The sequence below is a fragment of the Natronincola ferrireducens genome, assembly GCF_900100845.1.
GTDB classification, from domain to species: Bacteria; Bacillota; Clostridia; order Peptostreptococcales; family Natronincolaceae; genus Natronincola_B; species Natronincola_B ferrireducens.
Window position 1 is genome coordinate 182,959 of the sequence record NZ_FNFP01000003.1, and the last position, 12,665, is coordinate 195,623.

11 protein-coding genes are annotated in these 12,665 nt (G+C 30.3%); 8 read left to right on the plus strand and 3 right to left on the minus strand.

The window, feature by feature from the left end; all coding sequences use genetic code 11:
* Nucleotides 1-106: 106 nt before the first annotated feature.
* Together BLS22_RS09155 and BLS22_RS09160 are read right to left on the minus strand one after the other, a co-directional pair.
* Nucleotides 107-829, minus strand: a complete 723-nt coding sequence (locus BLS22_RS09155) for a YheC/YheD family protein (protein WP_176762116.1) — start codon at nucleotides 827-829, stop codon at nucleotides 107-109.
* 32 nt (nucleotides 830-861) lie between these two features.
* Nucleotides 862-1,653, minus strand: coding sequence for a HipA domain-containing protein (locus BLS22_RS09160; RefSeq protein ID WP_176762117.1), 792 nt, complete (start codon nucleotides 1,651-1,653; stop codon nucleotides 862-864).
* Between the two features lie 145 nt (nucleotides 1,654-1,798).
* On the opposite strand from BLS22_RS09160, the gene BLS22_RS09165 reads away from it, so the two are divergent.
* The 7 genes from BLS22_RS09165 (at nucleotide 1,799) to BLS22_RS09195 (ending at nucleotide 11,037) form a co-directional block, all read left to right on the plus strand.
* Nucleotides 1,799-2,869 carry a YheC/YheD family endospore coat-associated protein gene (locus BLS22_RS09165; protein ID WP_176762118.1) on the plus strand — a complete coding sequence of 357 codons (1,071 nt, stop codon included), beginning with the start codon at nucleotides 1,799-1,801 and terminating at the stop codon, nucleotides 2,867-2,869.
* Between the two features lie 5 nt (nucleotides 2,870-2,874).
* Entirely contained in the window at nucleotides 2,875-4,263 is a 1,389-nt protein-coding gene (locus BLS22_RS09170) for a Mur ligase family protein (protein ID WP_090553445.1), read from the plus strand.
* A gap of 587 nt (nucleotides 4,264-4,850) precedes the next feature.
* Nucleotides 4,851-5,048: a cold-shock protein gene (locus tag BLS22_RS09175; RefSeq protein WP_090553446.1), complete on the plus strand. Its 198-nt coding sequence runs from the start codon at nucleotides 4,851-4,853 to the stop codon at nucleotides 5,046-5,048.
* Nucleotides 5,049-5,738: 690 nt separating this feature from the next.
* Nucleotides 5,739-7,025 (plus strand): YheC/YheD family protein, encoded by a 1,287-nt coding sequence (locus BLS22_RS09180; RefSeq protein WP_090553447.1) that lies wholly within the window; start codon nucleotides 5,739-5,741, stop codon nucleotides 7,023-7,025.
* Entirely contained in the window at nucleotides 7,015-8,379 is a 1,365-nt protein-coding gene (locus BLS22_RS09185) for a YheC/YheD family endospore coat-associated protein (RefSeq protein ID WP_176762119.1), read from the plus strand. The genes BLS22_RS09180 and BLS22_RS09185 overlap by 11 nt, the downstream gene beginning before the upstream one ends.
* A complete protein-coding gene (locus BLS22_RS09190) occupies nucleotides 8,376-9,704 on the plus strand; it encodes a YheC/YheD family endospore coat-associated protein (RefSeq protein WP_090553449.1) in 1,329 nt (442 codons plus the stop codon). The genes BLS22_RS09185 and BLS22_RS09190 overlap by 4 nt, the downstream gene beginning before the upstream one ends.
* 10 nt (nucleotides 9,705-9,714) lie before the next feature.
* Nucleotides 9,715-11,037 carry a YheC/YheD family endospore coat-associated protein gene (locus BLS22_RS09195; protein ID WP_176762120.1) on the plus strand — a complete coding sequence of 441 codons (1,323 nt, stop codon included), beginning with the start codon at nucleotides 9,715-9,717 and terminating at the stop codon, nucleotides 11,035-11,037.
* Nucleotides 11,038-11,156: 119 nt separating this feature from the next.
* Here BLS22_RS09195 and BLS22_RS09200 read toward each other — a convergent pair whose 3' ends face one another.
* Nucleotides 11,157-11,492 carry a hypothetical protein gene (locus BLS22_RS09200; RefSeq protein WP_090553451.1) on the minus strand — a complete coding sequence of 112 codons (336 nt, stop codon included), beginning with the start codon at nucleotides 11,490-11,492 and terminating at the stop codon, nucleotides 11,157-11,159.
* A gap of 479 nt (nucleotides 11,493-11,971) precedes the next feature.
* On the opposite strand from BLS22_RS09200, the gene BLS22_RS09205 reads away from it, so the two are divergent.
* Nucleotides 11,972-12,262 (plus strand): DUF2089 domain-containing protein, encoded by a 291-nt coding sequence (locus BLS22_RS09205; RefSeq protein WP_090553452.1) that lies wholly within the window; start codon nucleotides 11,972-11,974, stop codon nucleotides 12,260-12,262.
* The last annotated feature ends 403 nt before the right edge of the window (nucleotides 12,263-12,665 follow it).

Below are 12,665 nucleotides of genomic sequence, written 5' to 3' on the forward strand. Positions count from 1 at the left end.
ATTATAACCACGATAGAAATATCGTGGTTTTCACATTGATAAAATCAGAATTATGAGTGTTGAACCTTAGCATAAATGATATGGGTACTATTAGGAAAATTTATCGTTATAGATAAGAATTAATATTCTTAAACATTTCAGCATCTAATTTTTTGTTCTTAAACTTTGATAGGTTTGGTTTAGTGCTAACTTCTATTAATAATATTTGTCCTTTATTATTGATTCCTAAATCAAATCCCCATAAATGCTTCTTAGGAAACTGTTTACCCAAATGTTCTACAATTGATAAAGCAACCCTCTGTAATTCTATTATAATCTCCTTTGACGTGAGTTCTTTTAATTGATTTTTAAGACTTTCATCAAAAGGGACAATTGAACCGCCAGCTGATATATTACTCAAGAAAGATGCTTTACTACTGAGTTGACCAAACCATCCTGTTAACTTCCAATTAGAGTTATTTTTTTTCTGAAGCAGGACTCTTATGTCAAAGAAGCGGTCATTAATTTTTACCCGATCGATATACTGTTGAATAATATAGGGTTTATTATTCATTTGTTTTTCTAAATAGGGCAAGAGATCTTCATTCCTGTCTAGGGTAATGGTTTTTGACTTTGTAGCGATAGTATAGTATTTATCCTTTAAGCTTACCTTTATTATACCCCTGCCACTTGAGCCCTTTTCTGGTTTTAGTATAGCAACACCATGTTTTTTTAGAAATTTCAAGCAGTTCTTTCTTGAATAGGGTTCTGTTATAGGAAGATATTTTATAATAGCTTTATCTTCCTTCAGGATAGAAAACATGAATAATTTGTTTGATAATTTATTCATCATTACACTCTCCCATCATTATAAATTAAAACTTATGTTGTAAAATTGGAAAGGTGCTGTTGATAATTCTTTAACCAGTTTTCTATAATTCTATGAAGGTGTTTTTTTCTTTCAATTAAGAATTTTTTTAAAATATCCCTATGAGAAGCAGTTAATAAGTGGAAGGGTAGATCTTCGATAATTTCCTCAACCCTGTTATCATGTAAAGCTTGCACTTCTTGTACATAGCTATAAAGTATATCTTGGTGATTAACTATAAATACTGGAAGCCCCTTTAAATATCGCCTGTTATATTTATATACATCATCCCAGTATTGATTATTCCAATCTTTACCCTTCCATGTAAAAGCTCCCAGCAAACTGAGACCATGATCAATAAGATAATAATCATACAGATCTTTATCATCGGTTTTATATAAGATAATATTGCGATTATTTCTATCGATATTTACAATCCAAACATCAAATACAAACATTTTAATAAGTTCTTTACTATGAAGAATATGAGCAAAAGGATTTGATTCATTTTTTATTTTGTTCCAATTATAGAGCTTTTTATTTTGTGTTTTTTTTAATGAGATAATGCCCTGTATAGTATTAATCTCTGCTAGTATGGTTTCTGCCATCGGTAGAGAAAGCTCTTTACCTAATAGATAAGATAAATATTCATTTGCTACTAAGGGCCCGCTAAAGCCAATGCTAGTTTGGGTAGGGTGTTTAAAATAACCAACGATTGATTGGTTATTTTCATTTGAAACGACCCACACCTTTCCAACTTTTCTACTTGTAGAGATACATGAAATTAAGTTCCATTTATTTAACATGTAGATAATAACCACCTTGTCAATATATTTAGCCCTATATTTCATGAGCAATATTATATTCTCTGTAAAATTATATTCACCACCTATTACTTATGTTCATATTATACTAGCGGGGAAGATGAAAACAATGGGGAGGGACTATAGTATGAAGTATATAGGGATATTATTAGATAATATTGTATATAGGGGAATACCCTATGGAAAAACAGGCTATGAAAACCTTTCATTTTATGAAGACGCAGCAAAGTTGTATGGATTGATACCATGTTTTTTTACATTAAAAGATATTACACCTGACATGAATGAAATAAAAGCTTATGTAAGAGACGATTTGGGAAGTTATAAGAAAAAAAATATACCTATACCAAGAGTGATTCACAACCGCGGACTTTATTTTTCAAAAAAACATCAAAGTCACCTTCAATCATTAGTCAAAAAAGGATTTATCCTATTTAATCAATGGAATCGCTATAGAAAACTGGAGATATATCATACATTGACCAAGTATGATGAACTAACAGAAAATCTGCCCGAAACTCGAAAAGCTACGAAGGATAACATTCGTTTAATGGAAAATAAATATTCAAAATTAATTTTAAAGCCGGATAGTGGGAGTTTGGGGAACGGCTTAATGAAAATAGAGGATTATGATCATAAAAAACTATTAACAATTTTTAGCCATAGGGAAAAGAATTGGTTAAGGATACCCTTTACAAAAGATTTACCTGAAATGTTAAAAAAACGTATTTCTTCTGGTAATTATATTGTGCAAGAATATATTCCACTAGTCCTCTATAAAGGGAATCCCTTTGATATGAGGGTATCATGTCAAAAAAATCATTTAGGAGAGTGGCAGATGACTGGTGTTGTAGGGAAAGTTGCTAAGGATGAGAGTTTTATAACAAATGTCGCAAAGGGAGGAACGGTATACCAACTAGGTGAATTATTACATCATACACTATTAGACGAAAAAAAAGTGACAGCTAGAATTGAACAGGTTTCCTTAAAAATTTCTAAAATATTAGAAGAGCATTTTTCTGGGTTAGCAGATATTGGCTTGGATTTAGGAATTACAACAGAAGGTATTCCAAAGTTTATTGAATGTAATGGAAGGGATTTGAGGTATAGCTTTAGAAATGCAAATATGCATGATATCTGGAAAAACACCTATGCCACTCCTATTGGATATGGCAAGTTTTTAATGGATAGGGGGTGAGTTATATGAAGACATTAGTGTTAGGAGATATACTCAAAGCAATCGAAGGAGAGCTGATATTTGGGGATGAGAAGTTTATAATAAAGAGTGTTAAAAAAAGACCCAAAGTTTTTAAAAAAGGCACCCTATATTTTCACTTTCATAAAAGGCATCCAATCACTTCTGAATTTAATCTAAATAAACAATCTATTGTAATAGTTTCAGAACAAACCTTTGATGATGAAGAACTAGGTAATACTGGAATGTTGGTTAAAGTAGAGAACATTAAAGAGTCCTATGAGAAATTTCTTGATTATTATCGAAGTCTGTTTAACATTCCTGTAGTGGGGATAACAGGAACTGCTGGCAAGACAACAACCAAAGAAATGCTAACCCACATTTTGTCCATCGATAGAAAGGTTCAATCCACTAAAAGAAGCTTGAATGCAGTGGCATTAAATGATCAATATTTATTAGGAATTGATGATGAAACAGAAGCAGCTGTTATAGAAATGGGTGTTTCTTATCCTGGAAACCTTAGAAACACAGGAAAGATTTTTAAACCCCAAATAGGTATTATTACAAATATAGGCATTGCCCATCTAGAAGGCTGTAAGACATTTGAAGCTTATCTTCAAGCAAAAGCAGAAATGCTACAAGCTTTATCCTACGGGGGTAAATTAATATTAAATGCCGATGATGATAATATTAAACTAATTGATTTATCTTCTTTTCAAGGAGATGTTATCTACTTTGGTCAAGGAGCGGCATGTCACTACCGGGCATGTAACATTCAGTATTGCGATAGGGGATTGGAATTCCAGCTTCATTGTGAAGATGATACCTATTCTGCGTTCATATCAGGTCTTGGATACCACAATGTATATAATGCACTAGCAGCCATTGCAGCTGCCCATTCTTTGGGAATAGAAATCCAGGTAATTCTTAATAGGTTAAGAAGCTTTAAGCATTTGGAACGTCATAATACCATTTATACAGGATTACATGAGGCGACCATCATTGATGATACTTGGAATTCAAACCCTACCTCAGCCTATGCAGCATTAAAAGTATTAAAGGAAATAGCCAATGGTAAAAGAACCATTGCTATCCTTGGTAAATTACAAAGACTGGGAAAGCAGGAAGAAGCAGAGTATGTGAAAATGGGAGAATATCTCGCTATGTCAGGAATAGATATTTTAATAACAGTGGAGAAGGAAGCAGAATTAATGGGGCAAGTAGCCCTAGAGAAAGGTATGGATATTTCAAATGTATTATTTGCATATTCAGCAGAGGAGGTAGAGAAAATTCTTTCCTATCTTTTAAATAAAAATACTATTGCATTATTCAAAATGTCTCTTGATAAGATGAATCCATCTTATCGTAAACTTCTACAAAAAATATGCAAGGAGTGAAATTCATAATGTCTAGAACACCAGAATCCATCAGGATTAAGGACTTTATTTTTATTATAAGACCTAAAAAATACAACCTTCTAATAGATGGACAACTTTATTAAAGGATTGCACTTTAGATAAACACATATATTTGAAATCAATCTTTAATGGCATCATATAATGATAAAAACATAAAATAAATCACATTAAAATCAAATCCGTTAATATTACCTATTATACCAGCTGATTTGGAGGAAAAAGCCCTGTTATTATAGACAAGGATGCTAATATCAATGTTACAGCAAAACGAGCATTTTGGTAAAAATTTCTAAATACAGGTCAGACCTATAGACCACCAGATCATGCTTATCTCCCTGAAGATATAGAAAATCACCAAAGTCACTAAATTTAATTTTAATATAAAAAATAATTTGCTTTATATAATAAACTATGTTATACTTAATAAGAACTTAAATTAATAGTAAATAATGTCACATCAATATATTTCCATTAGTGCTTGATAAGTATAAGTATCCTCATGTCGAAATTTTATTAGTGAATTATTACAATGAATTTAAGAATAAAATTTCGGAGGTATAAATTATATGACTGGTACAGTAAAATGGTTTAATGCAGAAAAAGGATTTGGATTTATTACAGGAGAAGATGGAAAAGATGTTTTTGCACATTTTTCTCAAATTAATTCAGGTGGTTATAAAACACTTGATGAAGGTCAAAAAGTTTCTTTTGATGTTGTTCAAGGACCAAAAGGACCTCAAGCAGAAAATATTACTATTATTTAATTAATAAATATTTTACCCCTTAAATAGTTATCCTATTTAAGGGGTTTTTTAATTATCTGCAATTAGACTGTAGAACAACATAAAAGTATTGATATATATAAAATTTGCAAAACAGATTTGAATTCAAAAGGAAGTAAAGTATTTTAAAAGAAAAGGCAAAAAGCTAACAGTAACTATTGATAAGATAAACAAGATAGAGAGGTACCCATAGTGGTTTCATTCCTTTGATATCCACAAATTATAATTGAGTAGTCATCTATTGGATAGATGGTTTTTTATTTTTCACCTATAATAGTTAGATATATAATAAGGGAATACTTTAAATTTAATGCATTACATTTATTATATTGATATCAAGAGACAGAATTAGTAGCCGCTGGAAATTCTGTAGTTATCTTGGCACAATAAAGGTGCTCTAAATCAATTGTAGAGCACCTTTATTGTGGTTGAAAAATTTAATCTAGTGGACAATTTTCTAATAAACCCATAACTTTACCTAAAGGTTGAATTTTATAGGGATACATATATTACAATACAATCTTTAATGTGCACCATGTAATGATAAAAACATAAAATATATTACCACTAAAGTCAAAGAAGTTTAAAGTAAAAAATTTGCTATTAATATAACAAAAGCAAAATTATCAGCATTAGTATAGCATCATAGATGCATAAAGGAGGTAAAGGGACATGGAAGATAACGTTTTTAATAAGCTTGAACGTTTAAAAGACAATAGTACACAGATAAATACTTCTTTATTATATGAAGAAGAACTGTTAAAAGAAATTTCTTTAGATAGAAACATTACCAGTCTTTTTAAAGAAAAATTAGAGATGATAGAAAGATTTAATAATGAAGTTAGAGTTGCCAGAAGGGAAATTCATAAAAATATTTTAAATATTAAACGGCAGTATATAGAAGAAACTAGTGTGGAACTAGGGGTTTTATATGGGGTAAAGGAAAAAAAATCCTTGTTTAAAATCCTACAGATTTTTAAAACCATAGCTGAAGAATATAAAGTCAATATTATCTGTTTTAGACTAAGCGACATTGATATAGAAAATCATTTGGTAAAAGGGATTTTTATCTCTAGCAAAGATATAAAAGATACAATTTCAAAGATCCCTCCACTGATATACAATATGGGTTATTATACAAAATCCAGCAATATTAAAAAGATGAAACAATTAAGAAGGGGAAAAAATATTAATGTAATTAATCCCATTAATAGATTTAATCAGTACATTATTTTTGACATAATTTCAGCCTTATATAAAGAGACATCGGTATTGTTGCCTTATACAATGTTTAGTCAACCTAATTTATATAATTATTTAGAGAAGTATAATTCCATATATCTATTCCCAGAAAAAATGATTGATAGAAGGAAAACAATTATAATACAGAAAAAACAACATGGCTACAGTGTAGTTATTGGAGCTAATAAAAAAATTTTTATAGCCAAGAACCTATATGAGTATGTTTTAAAAGTAATTCAAAACAAAAAATATTTTATCATGAAAGCTCCTAAAGCTATAAAGATTAAGAACACACCTCTAGAAACAAGAGTTTATGTTCAAAAAAATAAGAATGGCAATTGGGAAGTTACAGAAATGCTTGCAAAATGTCAATGGTTTTATGAAGATTCTATTTATCAAGACGTTTCTTATCAATTAGATGAAGTCTTATCTATGCTTATCCCCCAAAAATCAAAAGAAGTAGAAAATAATTTAAAGGAAGATGCTTTAAATATATCCTCCTATTTAGAATTTTATTTAAACAATATTGGTAGCTGTATTCTAGATTTTATTATTACTGAAGAAGGCCATAATCATCTCATTTACTTTGGGGGATGGGAAGATAAAGATTTTATGTTGAAATTAGAAAACAAAAGTTCTTGGGGGAGATACTTTAAAAATGCTATAGACTATTTAATTCATCTAAGGAATAGTAAGGTGATTTATGATGGTGAATAAATGGATTAAGTTCAGTAGAATAGATAAAGAAACAAAAATAATTTATTTACCGATTAAAATAGCTGAAAAAACTAAGGATGAGATAGATATACATTATGGACTTAAAAAGCTAAAGGTAAATTGTATATTCGACAATGAATTGAAAAATACAGGGGAGTTTAATAATCCCTTCATAATAAAATGTGATAAAACAATATTAGATGCGTTAATGATTTTGGATACACTAACCTATCAATTGTTAATCAAAGAAGATGGTATCCATATAGGTCCAGTAATTGGCTTTATGATGGGGGAACAGCATTATTACTATCACAATCGATTTTTACAGGATTTAAAGGATGCCATGAGAATTTATGAAGAAGTAGGAGGATTATTTATTGCATTTAAAACCTCAGGAATTAACTGGAATAAGGGATATCTTTATGGTCTTTATTATGAATTTAAAGAAAAACGATGGAAATATAGCAAATTACCATTTCCATCAGTGATATTCAGAAGGACCTTGCATAGGGAAGACAAAGATATAGAGAAATTAAAAAAAATGACAAAAGGAAAGATGTTTAATACCTTTAAGCTAGATAAATTTCAAGTATATGAAAAATTAAAAATGAACATATCTTTTGCTAAGTATCTTCCTCCTACTGAAAAACTAAAATCAATTCAAATATTTTATAATTTCATCAAAAAAAATCAAAAGATTATTTTAAAGCCCAACGGATTATCAAGGGGTAGGGGGATTTGTATTATTGAAGCAATAGATAAAGATTTATTCAAAATATATGATTACAGAGACGAACAAAAGAAAAAGGTTTATAGGATAAAGGATACTGAAATCCTTAAATTTTTAATAAATAATAAGTTTGTAATGAGGGATTATCTTATTCAACCCTATCTAGAGTTAGGGAATATAGATGGAAATGTTTTTGATATCCGGATTATGATGCAGAAAGATGCAGAAGCAAAATGGCAATGTAGTGGTATTGAATGTAGAGTTGCTGGTGATGGAAACCAACTTACAAATATTTCCAGAGGAGGAAAGGCCTTAACCATTGAAGATACCGTTAATAGAGCCTATAGAGGAAAACTTAATCCGGAACAGGTGGAAAAGGATATCATAGCCATAAGCAAGGAATTTTGTAATATAATGGATGGAAATAACGGGCTGTTTGCTGAGTATGGCTTAGACTTAGCTATGGATGTCCATGGTGGCTATTGGTTTATTGAGGGGAACTTTAGGCCAGCCTTTAAGGGATTTAAATTAATCGATTATGAAACATACTATGAGATATGCTATACCACTGTTAGATACGCTGTTTTACTTGCAGGTTTTAAAAATAGGAGGGAGGAAAGATGACAACAAAATATAGAATCATTCCAAATTTAAGACATCAACAATGCCTATTAATCCATCCAACTACAGCTAAAAAATTAGGAATAGAATATAGAAAGTTAACATATTTACGATTCGGCGTTAACTGTGTAGAAGTTAAAATTATTTTATCTATGGAAGCAGCTCCTGGGGAAGTCAGTTTAGATAATCAAATCATCGAAAATCTAAAGATTCCGTTGTTTGCAAGCTACGAAATCAAAATAAAGCCTTATGAAATAGTTATAGGACCCTATATCGGTATTTTAGTTCATAAGAAGGAAGAGACATTAGATAAAAATATAAATGTTTATAGTAATTATTTATATGATTATGAAGCAATTGGTGGGGTTATATTAGCTTTTTCGGTAGAGGGTATACAAATGAAATGTGATAAGATAAGGGGGTATATCTTTAACCCTCAAACCCAAAAATGGGAAAAAGGGATTTATCCTTACCCGGCAGCAGTTTTTAAGAGGACAGGAATGGGAAAAACCATGAGAAACCATATCCATAGGGTTATTGGAGATGCCATTTTTAATGAATATATCCTCAATAAATGGGAGACCTATGATTGGTTAAGTAATTTTGCAGAAATAAAACCATACTTACCAGACAGTAGGATATATAATAACAAAGGGGATTTAAAGATATATCTTAAGTTGTATAATAAAGTTTATATTAAACCTATTGATGGAAGCCAAGGTATTGGGATTATAGAAGTAGTTAAAGACAACGAAGAATTTATTGTTGGTTATATAAAGGATGGGCAAACCAACAAAAAGCAATTTACACAGGAAAATAATATGTGGGATTATATAGAATCCTTTTTGAGAAAAGGAAAGTTTATAGTCCAAAGAGGAATAGACCTTGTTCACACCAATGGACGGAAAAATGATTTTCGACTTTTGATTATAAAAAACAATAAAGGGATATGGGAAGATTATGGTATGATCGCAAGATATGGTGTAGAGGGAAGTATCATAAGCAATATATCTGGTGGGGGCAGTGCTGAATTAGGAGAAGTATTTTTAAAAAATACTTTAAAGCTTTCGGAGGATAGGGCTTATCAATTAAGAAAAGAAATATCCACTATAGCCACTAGGGTGGGGGAGGCAATTGATGCCTGTGGAATAAATTGTGGCAACCTAGGAATTGATATGGGAATAGATGAAAAGGGTAATATATGGATTATAGAAGTGAATAATAAGGATCCTAATCATACCATTGCTTTAGATGCAAAGGATAGACAAATGTTTTATGGGATAAAACGGGCTAATATGCTATATGCTAAAAGACTTGCTGGATTTTAAAGGGGAGGGTATGATGTATATTCAATATATAGAAAGCAATAAAAATGATAGAATTTTTTTATCAAAGCAGTCGTTAGAAAGCAAGGAGATTATTTATAAGAATATAGTATTACACTTAGGCTGTTGGAAAAAAGAAGTCACGGTAGAGTATATAGAAAATTTCCCAAGTGATACCATTGGGTTATCGGAAAAACTCACGAAAAATTTCATATTACCCACAGACCTTGCTTATAAAGTACGATTTGAAGGTAGAAATATATATATAGGTCCTATTATTGGACTCCTTATAGTAAGTAAGCATAGGATATTAACACTAGAGTTTTTAGATAAATATAAGCCCTATCTAACCTATTATAATGATATAAATGGCTTGGTATTTATAGCCAGTAGTGAAGGGATTAATAGAGAAAATCAGACTATGAAGGGATATTACTATAAACCCAATGGCAATGTGAATTGGGTGGAAGGGACATTTCCTTATCCCGATTCACTATACAGAAGGATTGGGATTAGTGGTGCAAAGTATGATGATTTGATAAAACATATGGGGGATAAAATCTTCAACACTTACTTTTTCAATAAGTGGGAGTTATGGGAATGTCTTTACCCCTATAAGCAAACAAGGCAGCATTTACCCTATACAGAGGTATTGACAGATGTAGGTGTATTGGATAAAGTCCTTAGCTCATATGGTACAGTTTATTTAAAGAGAATATCTGGACAAAAATCAAGAGGTATTTATAAGGTCCATAAATCAGAAAAAGGTTACCACTTTATCGATAGAGGCAAAAAAGAGAAGATACTTTGCAATCTAGAAGAAGTAAATAAATTTATAAAAAAAATAAAAAAACAAAATGGAAGTTATTTAATACAGCAGGCTATTAAAATCAAAAACTTTGAAAACCGCAGCTTTGATTTAAGGGTTGTACTACAAAAAGATGAAAGTAAAGGGTGGGGATTAACATCAATGATTGCTAGATTTGGAGGGTCTGGAGGTGTTGCATCCAACATAGGATTAGACGGATTTGCCATGCTAGGAAAGGATGCTATTAAGAAAGTTTTTGACATGAATGAAAAAGAGGTGTTTTTAAAGCAACAAGAGATCATAAATATATGTAAAACAGCCTGTGAGACCCTAGATCAATCTATAGGTCATTATGGTGACCTAGGTATAGATGTCGTAATAGATGAAAATCAAAAAATTTGGATTTTAGAAATCAACAAGTTACACTATCATCCCTATCCGATATATGCTTTAAAGGATAGACAAATGTATTATGATATAGCATCGAAGCCCCTGAAATATGCTAATGCATTGGCAGGATTTAACTAATAAACCTATAGGAAATTATGAACATATCTAATCCCTGGATAAATTATAACTTTCTATCATTGATTTCATTTTACTAAAGGTAAAATACCACAAGAGAACCTACTCCTGTGGCATTTATATTATTTCAAAAACTCTTTTTCGGCATTTTTTATTTGATTCAAAATATCTAGTAAATAATCTATATTTTTTTTAGCACCATGCAGGATGATGGAAGCTTCGTGATTAGATTCAGGACATATATCTAAGTGTTCAATGGATTTCATTTTAGAACTAATAGTTTCATATTCCTTTAAAATTTGAATGACTAATTCATTTGCCCTGTCAAAGCCGTGTACACCTAAAGTTTCATAAATAAATAGGGTATGATAGGGCAAGTCATCTAAATAACTATGGGCTGCTCTAAGACATGCAATAGCACTCATAACTTCATTCATAGAAATTATTTTTCCTGGCATTTGATTACCCCTTTCTTTTGACATTATAGAGGAGTATGATTTTGCAAATTATATAAAGATCAACATACTATATTTGATTTTATAAATTACTTTAAATATATATCCTACATTTAGTATGTACCACTTTAGGTATATGAAAACAAAAAAACATGGGAAGTTTAGATTTTGAATCTTTAATTTCCACCTCTACAGGACTTCTATGTCAATTTAGACATATGTTAGGATAATAGAATCAATATTATATTTTGAGTTATATGTCTATTAGTTTCTAATTTTTTAAAATTCATTGTTTTAAAATTTAACCATTGTATTGTAATAAAAACTATAACAATCATTTAGTTATTAATAATATTAATTTCTAAATTAATATTATTAATAACTAAATTAATAATATTAACAAAAATATTGACCTGACTAATAATGAGATGTATAATTAAAACTATTAAAATATAATTAAAAGTAAAATAGAGGTGAAAGTAATGAACTATAAGGCTCCTAGTCAATGTCCTATCTGTCAAGACGAATTACATATTACTAGAATGGGTTGTATGACATGCAAGACCAATCTGGAGGGTCAGTTCACTGGTTGCAAATTCTGTAAGCTTCCTGAGGAGCAGCTTGAATTTATAGAGGTTTTTATTAAATGCAGAGGAAATATTAAAGATGTTGAAAAGGAATTAGGTATTTCATATCCTACAGTTCGCAATCGACTTGAAGGTGTAATACAAGCCTTAGGATATAGCATCGATAAAGGGGAAGGATCATGCTGATCAAGCTATACAATAGAATAAATCAATAAGATATACTATAGATATTATTATAGATGGAATTACAGATTTCATGATATTGGCTATGGGATGCCTTCAGGAAAGGCTGGAGATTAGAAATGGCTACATGGGAGTCTAGATACAGGTGAATACAGAAGATAATATCTTTGGTAATAAAAGTTTTAAAATAAAACAATATATTTCTTTTAACAGGCTTAAATCCCATGTCATGGGGTTTTGTTTTTTAAGGAATTAATTTGCCAAAGAAAGCCTACTAGAAATAATAAAAAGATGGAATTCTAGGTAGAATAATTGAAGATAATGCTATTTACTTTAAGCTTAAATTATGTGATAATTAAGAGTCGTAGAGTTACTGTTATGATGAACATTGAGTATAAAAAAATTT